Origin of the sequence: Polynucleobacter sp. AP-Kaivos-20-H2 (assembly GCF_018882215.1) — a bacterium.
Classification (GTDB): domain Bacteria; phylum Pseudomonadota; class Gammaproteobacteria; order Burkholderiales; family Burkholderiaceae; genus Polynucleobacter.
In genome coordinates, this window is record NZ_JACVOX010000002.1 from 138,163 (window position 1) to 154,161 (window position 15,999).

A 15,999-nucleotide genomic window follows, 5' to 3' on the forward strand; every position below is an offset into this window, starting at 1 on the left:
GGCCCCCTATTAAAAATGCACCTTAAACGTGTACTAAAGTACCTTCAGGTTCACCTTGCACTACACGCATTAATGCGCCTGGCTTGAGAATTGAAAATACTTTGATTGGTAATTTGCGATCACGGCATAATGCAAATGCAGTTGCATCCATGACTTGTAGATTCTTGATTAACGCTTCGTCAAACGTAATGGTTTTATACAAAGTAGCGGTTGGATCTTTTACTGGGTCAGCACTGTAAATACCATCTACCTTGGTTGCTTTGAGCATGATCTCAACACCCATCTCAGCCCCACGCAGAGCGGCAGCAGTATCAGTAGTGAAGAATGGATTGCCCGTACCCGCTGCGAAAATAACGACTTTACCCTCAGCCATCGCGCGAATTGCACGTGGACGAATATAGGGCTCAACCACTTGATCCATACGAAGAGCGGATTGCACGCGCGCTTCAACACCTTTTTGACGCAGCGCATCTTGCAATGCTAAGGAATTCATCATGGTTGCCAACATGCCCATGTAATCGGCAGTTGCGCGATCCATACCGGCTGCACCACCCGCAACCCCACGGAAAATGTTTCCGCCGCCAATCACAATCGCTAGCTCTACTCCGATATTCACAATATCGGCGATTTCTTTAACCATAGAATCGATAGTGACTGGATTGATGCCAAAAGCATCATCACCCATAAGGGCTTCACCAGATAGTTTTAGGAGGACTCGTTTGTAGGCTGGCATGTTTTTTATTTTCCGTAATTTGCCAAGTAATTAACTTACTTAGCTTATTGATCTTTAAGCACTTTTTAATATCTCCGCCAAATTATAAAGGGCTTAGGAGGGATCAAAGAAAAGGGCACAGAAACTAAGGTTTCTATGCCCTTTTGGGTATTACCAAGCAGTGGGGCAAGCCCCAAACTAGCCTATTAAGCTGTTGCTTTAGAAGCGGCAGCCACTTGTGCAGCTACTTCAGCCGCAAAATCATCTTGACGCTTTTCAATGCCCTCGCCTACAACAAACATGGTGAAACCCTTGATTGTTGTATTTGCAGCCTTGAGCATTTGCTCTACAGATTGCTTGTCGTTTTTAACGAAAGTCTGATTCAACAAAGAAACCTCTTTGAGGTACTTCTGAATAGAACCTTCAACCATCTTTTCAACGATTTCTGGTGGTTTGCCAGATTCAGCAGCTTTTTGAACGGCAACGCTACGCTCAACAGCAATTGCCTCAGCAGGAACGTCAGCCATAGACAAGGCTACTGGCTTCATGGCAGCAATATGCATTGCTACATCTTTAGCAGCAGTCTCGTCACCTTCGAACTCAACCATTACACCAATACGAGTGCCATGGAGGTAAGAAACCAACTTGTTGCTACCGGCAAAACGCTTGAAGCGACGTGGCATGATGTTCTCGCCGATCTTACCGATCAATGCGCTACGAACTTCATCAACAGTTTGACCATTCAATGGCAATGCTAACAATGCAGCAACGTCAGCTGGGTTCTTTTCAGCAACCAACTTCACGCAGTCATTTACAAATGCCAAGAAATCATCATTCTTAGAAACGAAATCGGTTTCGCAGTTCACTTCTAACAAAGCACCAGTAGTGCCATTGATAGAAGTAGCAACGATACCTTCAGCCGTTACACGAGAAGCTGCTTTACCAGCCTTGCTACCCAGCTTAACGCGCAGAATTTCTTCTGCACGAGCCATATCACCATCAGCCTCAGTCAAAGCTTTTTTGCACTCCATCATCGGAGCATCAGTTTTGGCGCGTAACTCGCCAACCATTGCAGCGGTAATAGCGGCCATTATTCAGCCTTCCCTTCTTCAACAAACTCTTCTTCACCTTCTTTAACTGCTGTCAAAATTTCTTGAACAGAGTTAGCTTTGCCTTCGAGGATTGCGTCAGCAATGCCACGTGCATAAAGGAGAACCGCTTTGCTGGAGTCATCGTTACCAGGGATGATGTAATCAACACCTTCTGGTGAGTGGTTAGTATCCACAACAGCGATTACTGGAATACCAAGCTTGTTTGCTTCAGTAATAGCAATCTTGTGATAGCCAACGTCCACTACAAAAATTGCATCAGGAACACCGTTCAAATCTTGGATACCGCCAAGTGCTTTTTGCAATTTGTCGAGATCACGGTCGTTAGTCAAAGCTTCTTTCTTAGAAAGCTTTTCCCAGTCGCCAGCTTCTTTAGCAACTGCCATATCTTTCAAACGCTTGAGGGAACCTTTAACAGTTTTGAAGTTGGTGAGTGTGCCACCCAACCAACGGCTGTCGATATAAGGCATACCAGCACGAGCAGCTTCTTCAGCAATGATCTCGCGTGATTGACGCTTAGTACCAACAAATAAAATCGTGCCACGATTAGCAGCAACTTGTTTTGCAAATTTCAGGGCGTCCTGAAACATTGGCAATGTTTTTTCCAAGTTGATGATGTGGATTTTGTTGCGATGACCGAAAATGTAAGGGGCCATTCTTGGGGACCAGAAGCGAGTTTGGTGACCAAAATGGCAACCGGCTTCCAGCATTTGACGCATAGTTACTGACATAACTTCTCCTAAGGGTTGTTTCTAAAGTTGAGTCCTAGCTGCGCTAAAAAACGCCACCCTGGAAGGCTCAACTCGCGATTTCAAGTCCAAAATAGACCTGAGAAAGAAATTATAGCTTAAATATCAATGCTCTAGCCACCCTAACCCCCAAGCAATAAAAGGTACCTACCCTCAAAATGACCCCCAGAAGCCCCAAAAACGGGATACTTGCCTAAATTTTAGGCAATAATGGCAAGCTAAAACTCTCCAAGTCGTTGATAATCAAGGCATGAATAGTGTATTTACCGCAGAAAAAGACATCCTTGGGATGCGCGAAGCTGGCCGCCTGGCTAGTGAAGTTTTGGATCATGTGGCTCCTCACGTCAAGGCCGGGGTTACCACCGGAGAGCTAGACCGGATTTGCCATGAATACATGCGCGATGTCCAAAAGACCATTCCTGCTCCATTAAATTACCAGCCGCCTGGATACCCGCCGTTTCCAGCATCCATCTGCACCTCTGTAAATGATGTGATCTGCCACGGTATCCCAGGAGACAAAGTTCTCAAGACTGGTGATGTTGTGAACTTAGATATCACCGTGATTACTCCTGATGGTTACTACGGCGACACTAGTCGCATGTTCATGGTTGGTGAAGCGTCGGTCATGGCTAAACGCCTGACACAAATTACTTTTGAATGCATGTGGTTGGGCATTGCTCAAGTGAAACCTGGTGCATCTCTTGGTGATATCGGTCACGTGATACAGACTCACGCAGAAAAAGCAGGTTACTCAGTCGTGCGCGAATACTGCGGTCACGGTATTGGTAAAGTATTTCACCAAGACCCACAGATTCTTCACTACGGCAAACCGGGTACTGGTGAAAAACTAGAAGTCGGCATGACCTTTACGATCGAGCCAATGATCAACGCGGGCAAACGAGACATTCGCACCATGCCTGACCAGTGGACCGTGAAGACAAAAGACCGTAGCCTGTCAGCCCAATGGGAACATACGCTGTTGGTTACTCCAACAGGCGTTGAGGTACTGACTTGGTCAGAAGGTAGCAACCCACCTCCTGATTGCGTTAAAGGCCTTTCATTTAGACCGACATTAGTAAGCGCTTAATAAAATGGGTCAGTCGCAAGCAGTTCGCAATGTTATTGATGCGGCTAGCCTGCGTGCGGCTCGCGAAATAGCTTACGACGAGTTTAGAAAAACACAGTCTGTTGGTAAATTAACTAAGCAACTCTCTAAATTAAGCGATCAACTCCTCTCCCATCTCTGGAATAGCTGCGACTTAAATAATGAAGCTACCTTAGTCGCAGTTGGCGGATTCGGTAGAGGTGCACTATTTCCTTACTCCGATATTGATATTCTGATTCTGCTGCCTGCTGATGAAGAACAGGCTAGAGCTCTTTCAAAGCAAGTTGAGCAATTTGTTGCAATCTGCTGGGATACTGGATTAGAGATTGGCTCCTCAGTCAGAAATGTTGCTGAATGCATCTCTGAGTCAGAGCAAGACATTACTGTGCGGACCTCCCTCTTAGAAGCGCGACTCATTTGCGGCAAGAAGCAACTCTTTAAAGACTTTGCCAAAGCTTTTGAAGTGGCGATGGATCCAAAAGCTTTTTTTCAGGCAAAGCAAGCCGAACAAATTCAGCGCCATTACAAATATCAGAACACTCCTTACTCTCTAGAGCCTAATTGCAAAGAGAGTCCTGGGGGCTTGCGTGACTTACAGGTGATTTCTTGGGTAAGTAAGGCTGCATTATTGGGTGATACCTTCAAGGACCTCAATGAAGCTGGTCTGGTGACGCAGCGCGAACTCACTGAACTCATACGCAATCAACGCTTCCTAGAAACGCTACGCGCTAACTTACATTTGTTAGCGGGACGTAGGCAAGACGTTCTTGCATTTGATTTGCAAGCAGCATTAGCAGCATCAATGGGAATCAAACAAGAATCCTCCCGTCAAGCGAGTGAAGCCATTATGCGTCGCTATTACTGGGCAGCTAAAGCAGTTACCCAGCTTAATGACGTTCTCTTGCAAAATATTGAAGCCCTCCTCTTTCCGCAAGAGTCTAAGACGATCCTCTCTATTCCTGGCGAAGGAAACGAGTACTTTATTGAGCGCCAAGGGGTATTGGACATTACCGACCCCCAGCTCTTTCAAAAGCATCCTGAACAAATTCTAAGAACCTTTTTGGTATTTGCTCAAACCTCAAATGTAAAGAGCCTGTCTGCAACTATTTTTAGAGCTCTATATAACGCTCGCACCAAGATGGATAGCAAGTGGCGCGCTGACCCTGTTAATAGGGCGCTCTTTATTGAGATCTTGAAACAGCCTGAGGGAGTAAGCCGCGCGTTTCATCTAATGAACCGTAGCAGCGTTCTCGGCCGCTATCTCCCTGCCTTCCGCAAAATTGTTGGACAGATGCAGCATGATTTATTTCATGTGTATACCGTTGATCAACACATCTTGATGGTCTTGCGCAATGTGCGCCGCTTCATGGTCGTTGAACATACGCATGAGTTCCCATACTGCAGCAGCCTCATCGCTCACTTTGAAAAACCTTGGTTACTTGTCATTGCCGCGCTCTTCCACGATATTGCCAAAGGACGTGGTGGTGATCACTCGCAATTAGGCAGAGCTGATATGCGCAAGTTCGCCAAGGATCATGGGTTAGATAAAAAAGATACTGAGCTATTAGTTTGGTTAGTCGCCGAGCACCTCAATATGAGTCAGACAGCACAGAAACAAGATATCACTGACCCTGATGTGGTGAAGGCATTTGCCAAAAAAGTAGGTGATGAGCGTCACCTTACTGCACTCTACCTTTTAACTGTGGCTGACGTACGCGGCACTAGCCCTAAAGTTTGGAATGCCTGGAAAGGCAAACTCTTAGAAGATCTGTATCGCGCAACACTCAGAGTATTGGGCGGGGCGAAACCCGATGCCTCATCAGAATTAGCGCAACACCAAGAAGAGTCTAAAGCTAAGTTACGTCTGTACGGTATCAATGATGAATCTTATGAAGATTTATGGAAGCAGCTAGATGTCGCCTTCTTCTTAAGACAAGACTCTTCAGACATTGCCTGGCTCACACGTCACCTATACAACAAGGTCAATAGCGATCAACCTATTGTGAGGGCAAGACTGTCCCCTATTGGCGAGGGCTTGCAAGTTGCCGTCTATGTTAAAGATCAAGAAGATTTATTTGCTCGTATCTGCGCCTACTTTGAAAGACATAGCTTCTCCATTTGGGATGCCCGTATTCACACGACGCGTCATGGCTATGCTCTAGATACCTTCCAAATCTCCGGCAGTAACTTAGTGGATGAAGGTGGTAGCTATCGCGACATTATTCAGCTGGTAGAGTTCGAGTTAACTGAGGCTTTAACCAATGCGGAGCCGCTACCTAGCCCAAGCATGGGTCGCCTCTCTAGACAATCACGTACATTCCCAATTCAGCCACGCGTTCACATGGTTCCAGATGATCGGGGCAGATATTACACACTTGCTCTCTCAGCAAGTGACCGCACTGGTTTGCTTTACACAATCTCCAGAGTGTTAGCGAAACATCAGGTCTCTATCCATACCGCCAGAATTAATACGCTGGGAGAAAGAGTGGAAGACATTCTATTGCTGGATGCAGCAAACCTGGGCAAGAATCCAAAGCTGCAAATCCAGCTAGAAACTGAATTGCTAGAGGCGCTGGGAGCTTAAGTCCTTGACCTAGACTTACTTCAGTAAATCCAGCATTGCAGCTTCATCAATTACTGGCACACCCAATTCTTCTGCTTTGGTAAGCTTGCTACCGGCATCTGAACCAGCAACAACATAGTCAGTTTTCTTGGAGACTGATCCTGCAACTTTAGCACCCGCCTTTTCAAGTAGATCTTTTGCTTCATCCCTTGTCATGGTTGGGAATGTACCCGTCAGGACAAAGGTCTTACCTGCAACAGCTGCACTAATAACTTTTGCTTCTACAGTAAGTTGCATTCCAGAATCTAAGAGTTGCTCAATGACTTCTCGGTTATGCGCCTCCTGCATAAAACTGGTGATGGAGTCCGCAACAACGGGACCTACGTCTTTAACGGTTAGTAGATTCTCGAGATTTGCATCCATTAAGGCATGCATCGATTGATAGTGATTAGCCAAATCCTTGGCGGTAGTCTCACCCACATGACGAATACCCAATGCAAAGATAAATCTCGCTAAGGTGGTGTTTCTAGATTGATTGATTGCCTGAATGAGATTGTCTGCAGACTTCTCACCCATACGCTCTAGGTTAGCTAGCGCAGTAAAACCAAGTCTGTAGAGATCAGCCGGGGTTCTAACAAGGTTGTGATCAACCAACTGATCAACAATTTTCTCACCCAGGCCTTCAATATCGAGTGCTCTTCTGTGGGCAAAGTGAATTAAAGCCTGCTTGCGCTGCGCTCCACAGAATAATCCGCCACTACAACGCGCAACTGCTTCATCTGCTAAGCGCTCAATATGAGAATCACATACCGGACAGTTTGTGGGCATCACAAATTCTGCTGCATTGGCTGGACGTCGATCCTTAATCACAGAAACCACTTCCGGAATGACATCACCAGCCCTTCGCACTGATACGGTATCGCCAATACGCACATCTTTGCGCTTGACCTCATCTTCATTGTGTAAGGTTGCATTGGTAACAGTTACACCGCCAACCTCTACTGGAGCAAGTCGCGCCACTGGAGTAATTGCCCCTGTACGCCCTACTTGAACATCGATACCTAAAACGGTTGTAAGGGCTTCTTGTGCTGGGTACTTATGAGCCAAAGCAAATCTGGGGGCTCTCGAAACAAAACCTAACTTAGCTTGCTCAGCGAAGGAGTTAACTTTATATACAACGCCATCGATGTCATAAGGCAGGGAATCACGCTTAGCACCAATCTCATTGTAGAAATTGAGGATGTCTTGAACTGAGTGCAATACCTTACGCTCAGAACAAACTGGCAAGCCTAAGTCTGCATATGCGTTGAGCAATTCTTCATGAGTTTGAGGTAACCAAGAGACTGGGTCTAGGGCGCCTAAGCCATAAGCAAAGAAGGATAAAGGTCGCTTAGCGGTAATCTTCGAATCCAATTGACGAAGACTACCTGCTGCCGCATTGCGCGGGTTGGCGAATTCTTTATCACCCAACTCTACAGCTTGTCGATTCATCTTCTCGAAGTCTTTGAGGTACATAAAGACTTCACCGCGCACTTCTAGAACTTTCGGGATATTCTTGCCCGTAAGCCTGAGTGGGATAGCGCGAATCGTTTTGATATTGGCAGTGACATCTTCACCGCTGGCGCCATCACCTCGAGTGGCAGCCGTTACTAGCGATCCATTTTCATAACGAAGAGAAATCGCTAAGCCATCAAACTTCAATTCACCCGCATAGCTCATATGATCAGTATGAAGAGCCTCACGACAACGACGATCAAAGGCAATCAGCTCGCTATCTTCAAATGCATTATTTAAAGAAAGCATTGGTACTGCATGGGTAACCGAATCAAATTCTTTTAATGCTGCTCCACCTACCCGCTGAGATAAAGATTCTGGGGTAATCCACTCAGGATGAGCAGTCTCAATATCAATTAACTCTCTATAGAGGCGGTCGTATTCAATATCAGGAAGAAGCGGGTTATCTAAAACGTAATAGGCATGCTCTAAGCGAGCAAGCTCTGCCTGTAAGAATGCGTAACGCTCCGCTAAATTTGTCGGACTAGTGGACGACAAAGTGATTTCCTAGCTAAATAATCTGCTAGCTGTAGAAGATCCAGCGGGGACGCCAGATTTCTCAAGATTGGCATAGAGAACATCAAGGTGCTGACGAATACTAATGACAGCGGCCTCACTCAAGTTGATGCCATTGTCATCTACTAAGCGCCCGTGAGCTGCTTGTGCAATCTCCACACCTTCAGAGAGCATTCTTTCAAATGCCCGCTCTTCTTGGGGGACCAGAGGGACTTCAAGCAATAAGGTCACTTGGGTTACAGACTTGTTTGGATCCAAATCGGCGCTACTAAACAGCACTACGCCTTTGCTGAGATATTCATATTGGCGGCCATTACGAGATAGCTTAAAGCCACGTTGACGCATGAGCGCATCAAAGTTACCCCATGGACATGGCTCATCAAAAAGCACATTGATACTCAATTGAATGTCGCTTTCGGCAGCCATGACATCTAATTCAGTCGCGCTTTCCAACATCGTGCTCACACTCGGCATATCGATTTGGGAGCCCAAAGTCTCAGCAAGCGCTTGGGCACGAGAACAAAAGTCGGATAACTCTAGGACGCCAATAGCGCCTTTGCGGCTTGCCAGCTGAATAGCTAGCTGTAAATCAGAATACGTAGAGTCAGGATGGAGTTCTTCCCAGTCCTCAGCAACATCTAGATTGGCATTTAAGCCTTCACACATCCAGCGTGCAGTTGATTGCGCCTGAAGATCCGTCCAGGCATTTATTTCTGCCAGAATTTCTGAGCCACTAATAGCCTCATCAAAGCGTAGTGTGATGACACAATCAATCCGTGGATCTATCGCAAACTTTTCTGGGGCTGAAATGGTTGTGATCACTTCGCCGAAGCTGGGCTCAGTGCGCCCTGCATCGCCATCAGCAAAGCCCTGAGCAAAGCTAGGCTCTTTTCCAAAGCGATCATCTAAAGAATACTCACTAAGCTCTTTTGCCTTGCGACGAGCACGGGCATACTTAATATTCAGAACCGCCACTACTATCAGAATTAATAGACCAATAACAGCCAGAGCAAATTGCAAATCAGACAGGCCCAACATCGTCATGATTTGTTCTACGTACACTTAGGCGGCCTCCACCATTGAAACAGCAGAAGAAATATCCACCGCAACAATGCGGGATACGCCCTGCTCTTGCATCGTGACACCAATGAGTTGATGTGCGATTTCCATAGTGATCTTGTTATGAGAGATAAACAAAAACTGTGTCTTATCTGACATTTTGGCAACTAGCTTTGCATAACGCAAGGTATTTGCGTCATCCAATGGAGCATCCACCTCATCGAGCAAGCAGAATGGGGCTGGATTTAAAAGGAATAGTGAGAACACTAAGGCAATTGCAGTCAAAGCCTTTTCACCACCAGAGAGGAGGTAAATAGAGCTATTTTTCTTGCCAGGAGGCTGGGCCATGACCTGGACACCAGAATCCAAAATCTCATCACCAGTCATTACCAATTCAGCATGACCACCACCGAACAACTCAGGGAAAAGTTTGCCAAAGTGCATATTGACTTGATCGAACGTCCCCTGTAAGAGATCGCGTGTTTCAGCATCAATTTTGGCGATCGCATCTGTCAGAGTCTGCATTGCTTCATTCAAGTCGGCAGACTGCGCATCCAAGAACTGCTTACGCTCACGGGAGCTTGATAACTCATCCAAAGCAGCCATATTGACTGGGCCTAATGACTGAATTTCAGTATTCAAGCGATTCACCTCGCTCTGCAAGGCGCCAACTTTTAAGTCAGTACTGAAATTTGCCTCAAGTGCAGTAAGGTCAGCCTCTGCATCCGATAACAATGTGGCAAATTGCTCAAAGTTCAAACGGGCAGCCTGTTCACGCAATTGCAAATCCACTACTTTGTCACGCATTGGCTGCAGGCTGCGCTCAACTTGCATACGAGATTCATCGGCTTCACGCAATTGATGCAATAAAGCATCCTGCTCAGTACGTGCATTCGCTAAGGCAGCTTCACGTGCACTGCGGGCTAGCAATAGACCTTGTAATTTATCTTGCGCCTCTTCGTCGCTCAGAGTTTCCAGTTCTTGAGCAGCGGCATCATGCTTATCCTGAATTTCCATGATCTGAGTACGGGCGGTACTTTGATCACGTTGCAAATCAGTGATGCGCTGCTGCAATGAGCGCGTCGCAAAAGCTGCTTCTTGAGCAGCCATTTCAGCAGAACGGAGTGACTCACGCAAACGATCGCGCTCTTCAGTAGAGCGCTCTAATTTTTCTTGAGCTACTTGCAAAGCTTCTTGCAAGCCTTCTTTAGATTCTTCTGATTCAAGCAACTCAGCAGCAGACTGCTCTTGGGTCTGGCTTACTTGCTCCATTTGTTGGCGCAACTCACTTAATTCACCCTGAATCTGTGCTGCACGTTGACTGTATTGCTCTTCAGCTTGAGTCAACTGCATTCTTTCCACTTCAAAGCCGTGTGATTCTTGAACAGCATGTTCTGCATTCTCGCGAGCTTGTTCTGCTGCTTGGTGAGCTGCTTGGTAATTCGCAACACATTGATCCAACTCACCCTTGAGCTCACTTTGCATGAATTGTTGTGCACGCAATTGCTTCTCAAGACTTTCCATCTCCTGAGCGCGTGCCAACATGCCGGCTTGCTCAGAATCAGCTGCATATAGTTGTACGCCAACACGACTCACTAAATGACCTTGTTGGGTAACAAATGCACCACCAGCCGGTAATTTTTCACGGCGATGCAAAGCATCCTCAAGACTACTAGCAATGTAGATCTTGTCTAGCCACTCTTGAAGAACAGAGGTCAATCTTGCAGCGCCTGCACTTTGTACGCGACTCAATAATGGTGTGAAGTCCGCTGGTGCAGAGGTATGTGCTGGCGTGATCTCTTCGGTGAGTAAGATGGCTAAACGACTAGGAGGGGCATCATTAGCCAAGGCCAATGTTTCTTGCACACTCTTTGCAGTCACAGCAGCTAAACGCTCGCGCAGTACTGATTCCAGCGCAGTTTCCCAGCCGCTCTCTACTTTGAGTTCTTGCCAAAGGCGCTTGCTCTCTTTAAGACCCTTGCTTTCAAGCCAAGGTCCAATCTTGCCTTGGGCCTGAACGCTTGCTTGCAAGGCAGTTAATGCAGTCAACTTGGCTTCAGTTTGAGCAAGATCTTGATTAGCTACTTGAATCTGTTGTTGCGCAGTATTACGGGCTTCATCAGCAGCCGGAACGCGTTGTTGGGTTTCAACAGCGCGCTGCTTAGCCTCTTCCACTTTACGGGCAGCCATGCCCTGACGATCTATTGCTGTTTGTAAAGCTTCAGCATCAGGACGACGTAAGCCATCGAATTCACCAACAAGGCGAGTCTCTCGCCCCTTCAATTCATCTGACTGAGCTGACATTGAGCGAAGACGTTCACCCAAACTGGCTAAACGTTGCTCAATAGAGGCAACTGAATCACGTGCGCTATTGAGTTCACGTGAGGCATTTTGATAAGCCTCTTCACGACTTGGCATTTGCTCTTGCAAACCATTTAAATCCGCTAAAAGTGTTTGTTCTTTTTCAGCAGCTAAAGACAACTCATGCTCAGTAGTACGCTGCGCTTGTGCTGCATCTGTTTCTTGCACAGTCCAGCGCTGTAACTGCGCTTGCAGATCCTGGGTTTGTTGCTGCAAACGTTGACGTGCTTCTTGCACATAAAGAATCTGCGCCTCAACCTGACTGACATCAGAATTGGTTTGATATAAATCACCTTGTGCTTGAGAAACTTTATCTTGTAATGCGTACTGTTCTGTACGCATGGTTTCTAGCTCAGCCTCGACGTGGCGCAGCTTAGCGGTCTGTTCTTCCAGGCCAACTTGAGTATCACGGATGCCATTGGCATGGCGCTCTTGCTCTTTACCAGCCTCAGTCTGACGCACAAACCACAAGAGCTGCTGTTGTGATTTCATTTGGGCAGAAAGCTCAGCATGACGCTCAGCAACAGTCGCTTGTTTTTCTAAGCGAGTGAGTTGTTGATCAAGCTCTCGCAAGATATCTTCAACACGCGTTAAATTTTCTACAGTGTCCTCTAAACGTGAGGCAGTTTCTTTGCGGCGCTCTTTATATTTAGAAACACCAGCAGCCTCTTCCAGAAACACGCGCAACTCTTCTGGCTTTGCTTCCAAAATACGGTTGATCGTACCTTGACCAATAATGGCGTAACCTCTTGGACCCATACCCGTGCCCAAGAAAATATCCTGAATATCTTTACGACGTACTACTTGGTTATTAACGTAATAGCTTGAATTTCCATCACGAGTTAAAACGCGCTTGATACCTAATTCTGTAAAAGCACTCCACTGACCTTGAGCGCGCCCTTCAGTGTTATCAAAAATGAGCTCAACACTAGCGCGGCCAGATGGCTTACGTAAACCAGAGCCATTAAAAATAACGTCCTGCATCGATTCGCCACGCAATTCGCTGGCACGGGACTCTCCCAAAACCCAGCGGACGGCGTCAATAATGTTCGACTTTCCGCAACCGTTAGGACCCACAACGCCAATAAGTTGGCCGGGCATTTCAAAATGGGTTGGGTCTACGAAAGACTTAAAGCCGGAAAGTTTGATGGATTTCAGTTGCACGGCGTACTTTGCAGGGAAAAAAGAGGTTCAAATAAAGGGGTAAAAATTAAAGCTAAAGTGGGAAGATGATAGCAAGCTCTTGCCTGCTTGGACGCGTTTTTGCCCCATCTATATAATGATAAATCTACCTCTCGGGACAAAATCCCTTAACAATCTGATAGTTAACTAAAAAGCATGAGCCAATCACCACAAAACATCATTGAACAAGCCTGGGAAAACCGCGCAAACCTCTCTCCAGATAGCGCCCCTGGGGATGTCCGTAATGCCGTAAATGCCGTATTAGAGGGCCTTAATGCCGGCACTATTCGCGTGGCTGAGCGCCGTGACGTTGGGAAGTGGGAAGTAAATCAATGGGTTAAGAAGGCCGTTTTGCTTTCTTTCCGTCTCGAAGACAATCAACCTATGAGTGCTGGTGGGTTTACCCAGTTCTACGATAAGGTTCCTAGCAAGTTTGAAAACTACACTGCCGCCGACTTTGCTGCTGGTGGATTCCGTGTAGTTCCCCCTGCCGTAGCCCGCCGCGGCTCATTTATCGGTAAAAACGCTGTTTTAATGCCTTCCTACGTCAATATTGGCGCTTATGTAGGTGAAGGCACGATGGTAGATACCTGGGCAACAGTAGGTTCTTGCGCTCAAATTGGCAAAAACGTTCACCTTTCTGGCGGCGTTGGTATTGGCGGTGTTTTGGAGCCAATTCAAGCTGGCCCAGTGATTATTGAAGATAACTGCTTTATTGGCGCCCGCTCTGAGGTGGTTGAAGGCGTTGTGATTGAAGAAAACGCTGTTTTATCCATGGGTGTCTATATTGGCCAAAGCACCAAGATTTATGACCGCGAAACAGGTGAAGTGCACTATGGTCGTGTTCCTGCTGGCTCAGTAGTTGTTCCAGGCTCCCTTCCGTCCGCTTGTGGCAAGTACAGCTTGTATGCCGCAATCATCGTTAAAAAGGTTGATGCCCAAACCAGAGCAAAGACAGCCATCAACGAATTACTCCGCGACTAAGTTAAACCCATGAGCGCCACACTTGAGCTCACCGAAGCTCTCATTGCCTGCCATTCCGTAACCCCTGCTGATGGTGGCTGCCAAGATTTAATTGCTAAACGTCTCCAAGCGATTGGTTTTCATACCGAGAGCGTGGTGAGTGGCCCTGAAAATTTCCAGGTAACCAACTTGTGGGCTATTAAAAAAGGTACAGCTGGCGATCAAGGCAAAGTCTTGGTATTTGCAGGCCATACCGATGTAGTGCCTACAGGCCCACTAGAGAAGTGGACAAACAACCCCTTTACCCCAACCATTCGTGACGGCATACTATATGGTCGTGGCGCAGCGGATATGAAAACATCCCTCGCTGGTTTTGTGGTCGCTACAGAAGAGTTTGTCACTACACACCCAGATCATCAGGGCACTATTGCTTTTTTAATCACTAGCGATGAAGAAGGTCCTGCAAACGATGGCACAGTCATCATGTGTGATCGCCTGCAAAAACAAGGTCAGCGTTTGGACTACTGCGTCATTGGTGAACCGACTTCAGTTGATCGGCTTGGCGACATGATTAAGAATGGTCGTCGCGGCTCTCTGTCAGGCAAGCTCAAGGTGAAAGGTATTCAGGCGCACATTGCCTACCCTCACCTCGGTAAGAATCCAATTCATCTTTCGGCACCAGCAATTTCTACATTAGTAGAAACTGAATGGGACAAAGGTAATGAATACTTTCAACCCACCAGTTTTCAGATCTCCAACGTGCATGCTGGCACCGGTGCTAATAACGTGATTCCTGGTGAGTTGGTGATCGACTTCAACTTCCGCTTCTCAACCGAGAGTAAGCCAGAGCAACTCCGTGAACGTCTAGAAAAGATTTTGAAGGATGCCGGTTTAGAGTTTGAGATTGACTGGGTATTGGGCGGTAGCCCGTTCATTACTGGTGATGGTGATCTGGCTGGAGCATTACGCAGGGCCATCAAAGCAGAAGCCAACATTGATACAGAACTCTCCACTACTGGTGGTACCAGTGATGGCCGCTTTATCGCCAAGATTTGCAAAGAAGTTGTGGAATTTGGTCCACTGAATGCAACTAGTCACAAAATTGATGAGTGCGTCATCGTTGACGATGTCGTGCCACTCAAAAATATCTATCGCAAGACCCTCGAACAGTTAATCGCTTGATCGATCAATTGCGCACCCGACTTTTCTTCTAAAGAACTCCACATCATGGACCCTGAGTCTCAGCAACACCTTACAGTAAACCAGTGCATCAATCAGATTGCACAAACACTCGAAGCGGCAAACTTACATTACGGCCACGGGGCAATTGATGCCCAAAGCGAAGCTTTGTGGATTGTGAGTAAACAGCTTAATCTCAGCCCAGCAGAAGCATTAGATCACCTAGATGATGAAATCTTCAATGAGCAGCAGCAAAATGCATCCACCGTTGCCAATACCAGAATCTCGACACGTAAACCACTTGCCTACATCTTAGGTGAAGCTTGGTTCATGGGTGTGCCCTTTTTCTGCAGCGAGCAAAGTATTGTTCCGCGTTCCTGGATTGCAGAACTCATCGTTGATGGTTCACTAGAGACCTGGCTGCCAGCTGATGGCAAAGCGCTTGATCTTTGCACTGGTAATGGCTCACTAGCCATCCTCTTGGCTATGTCATGCCCAGATATTCATGTGAGCGCGTGTGATATCAGCATGCCTGCCCTTTCAGTAGCTGCCCGTAACGTAGATCGTCACGGTCTCAGCTCTCAAGTAGAGCTATTAGATGGCGATCTTTGGGATGCTTTGCCACAACCAAATGAAGATAACCTCTTTAATCTGATCATCTGTAATCCACCATACGTGAATGCCGCCTCCATGAATGCGCTTCCTGCTGAATATCACGCGGAACCAGAATTGGCTTTAGCTGGTGGAGAAGATGGCATGGATATCATCAGGCGCATTATTGCTTCAGCACCTGATTACCTATCTGAGCGCGGCGCTATTTTGCTTGAGATTGGTAATGAGTATGAGCACTTCAAAAAGGCTTTCCCGCAAATTCCAGCAATCTGGATGGAAGTATCGGCAGGTGAAGAGCAAGTCTTACTCATACAAGCAGAAGACTTACGCTAAGG

General features: G+C 46.8%; 11 protein-coding genes. 5 read left to right on the plus strand and 6 right to left on the minus strand.

Annotated features, from left to right (window positions below; genetic code table 11):
- Positions 1-22 precede the first annotated feature (22 nt).
- The 3 genes from pyrH to rpsB form a co-directional block, all read right to left on the minus strand.
- The gene (pyrH, locus tag ICE89_RS05120; protein ID WP_216263571.1) at positions 23-733 is read right to left on the minus strand and encodes a UMP kinase; all 711 of its coding nucleotides are present in this window, start codon (positions 731-733) and stop codon (positions 23-25) included.
- A 185-nt stretch (positions 734-918) separates the two neighbouring features.
- Positions 919-1,803 carry a translation elongation factor Ts gene (gene tsf, locus ICE89_RS05125; RefSeq protein ID WP_215392247.1) on the minus strand — a complete coding sequence of 295 codons (885 nt, stop codon included), beginning with the start codon at positions 1,801-1,803 and terminating at the stop codon, positions 919-921.
- A complete protein-coding gene (gene rpsB / locus ICE89_RS05130) occupies positions 1,803-2,552 on the minus strand; it encodes a 30S ribosomal protein S2 (protein ID WP_216189398.1) in 750 nt (249 codons plus the stop codon). The genes tsf and rpsB overlap by 1 nt, the downstream gene beginning before the upstream one ends.
- 268 nt (positions 2,553-2,820) lie before the next feature.
- On the opposite strand from rpsB, the gene map reads away from it, so the two are divergent.
- Positions 2,821-3,657, plus strand: a complete 837-nt coding sequence (gene map, locus ICE89_RS05135) for a type I methionyl aminopeptidase (RefSeq protein ID WP_216265113.1) — start codon at positions 2,821-2,823, stop codon at positions 3,655-3,657.
- A 4-nt stretch (positions 3,658-3,661) separates the two neighbouring features.
- Complete coding sequence (locus tag ICE89_RS05140) at positions 3,662-6,259, plus strand: [protein-PII] uridylyltransferase (protein WP_216265114.1); 2,598 nt, start codon at positions 3,662-3,664, stop codon at positions 6,257-6,259.
- Positions 6,260-6,274: 15 nt separating this feature from the next.
- Here ICE89_RS05140 and ligA read toward each other — a convergent pair whose 3' ends face one another.
- The 3 genes from ligA to smc are packed head-to-tail and all read right to left on the minus strand — an operon-like array spanning position 6,275 to position 12,892.
- Complete coding sequence (ligA, locus tag ICE89_RS05145; protein WP_216265115.1) at positions 6,275-8,290, minus strand: NAD-dependent DNA ligase LigA; 2,016 nt, start codon at positions 8,288-8,290, stop codon at positions 6,275-6,277.
- 9 nt (positions 8,291-8,299) lie between these two features.
- Positions 8,300-9,370 carry a cell division protein ZipA C-terminal FtsZ-binding domain-containing protein gene (locus ICE89_RS05150; RefSeq protein ID WP_370625334.1) on the minus strand — a complete coding sequence of 357 codons (1,071 nt, stop codon included), beginning with the start codon at positions 9,368-9,370 and terminating at the stop codon, positions 8,300-8,302.
- Complete coding sequence (smc, locus tag ICE89_RS05155) at positions 9,371-12,892, minus strand: chromosome segregation protein SMC (RefSeq protein WP_216265116.1); 3,522 nt, start codon at positions 12,890-12,892, stop codon at positions 9,371-9,373. It abuts the gene before it with no gap.
- Positions 12,893-13,066: 174 nt separating this feature from the next.
- Between smc and dapD the strand changes: the two genes are divergently transcribed.
- The 3 genes from dapD to prmB are packed head-to-tail and all read left to right on the plus strand — an operon-like array spanning position 13,067 to position 15,997.
- Complete coding sequence (gene dapD / locus ICE89_RS05160; RefSeq protein ID WP_216263566.1) at positions 13,067-13,894, plus strand: 2,3,4,5-tetrahydropyridine-2,6-dicarboxylate N-succinyltransferase; 828 nt, start codon at positions 13,067-13,069, stop codon at positions 13,892-13,894.
- 9 nt (positions 13,895-13,903) lie between these two features.
- On the plus strand, positions 13,904-15,055 hold the full coding sequence (gene dapE, locus ICE89_RS05165; RefSeq protein ID WP_216265117.1) for a succinyl-diaminopimelate desuccinylase: 1,152 nt from the start codon (positions 13,904-13,906) through the stop codon (positions 15,053-15,055).
- A gap of 45 nt (positions 15,056-15,100) precedes the next feature.
- Positions 15,101-15,997 carry a 50S ribosomal protein L3 N(5)-glutamine methyltransferase gene (gene prmB / locus ICE89_RS05170; protein WP_216265118.1) on the plus strand — a complete coding sequence of 299 codons (897 nt, stop codon included), beginning with the start codon at positions 15,101-15,103 and terminating at the stop codon, positions 15,995-15,997.
- Positions 15,998-15,999: the final 2 nt, after the last annotated feature.

Coding starts and splice junctions, on each gene's coding strand:
- pyrH (WP_216263571.1), bottom strand. CDS start 733: ATGCCAGCCTACAAACGAGTCCTCCTAAAACTATCTGGTGAAGCCCTT.
- tsf (WP_215392247.1), bottom strand. CDS start 1,803: ATGGCCGCTATTACCGCTGCAATGGTTGGCGAGTTACGCGCCAAAACT.
- rpsB (WP_216189398.1), bottom strand. CDS start 2,552: ATGTCAGTAACTATGCGTCAAATGCTGGAAGCCGGTTGCCATTTTGGT.
- map (WP_216265113.1), top strand. CDS start 2,821: ATGAATAGTGTATTTACCGCAGAAAAAGACATCCTTGGGATGCGCGAA.
- ICE89_RS05140 (WP_216265114.1), top strand. CDS start 3,662: ATGGGTCAGTCGCAAGCAGTTCGCAATGTTATTGATGCGGCTAGCCTG.
- dapD (WP_216263566.1), top strand. CDS start 13,067: ATGAGCCAATCACCACAAAACATCATTGAACAAGCCTGGGAAAACCGC.
- dapE (WP_216265117.1), top strand. CDS start 13,904: ATGAGCGCCACACTTGAGCTCACCGAAGCTCTCATTGCCTGCCATTCC.
- prmB (WP_216265118.1), top strand. CDS start 15,101: ATGGACCCTGAGTCTCAGCAACACCTTACAGTAAACCAGTGCATCAAT.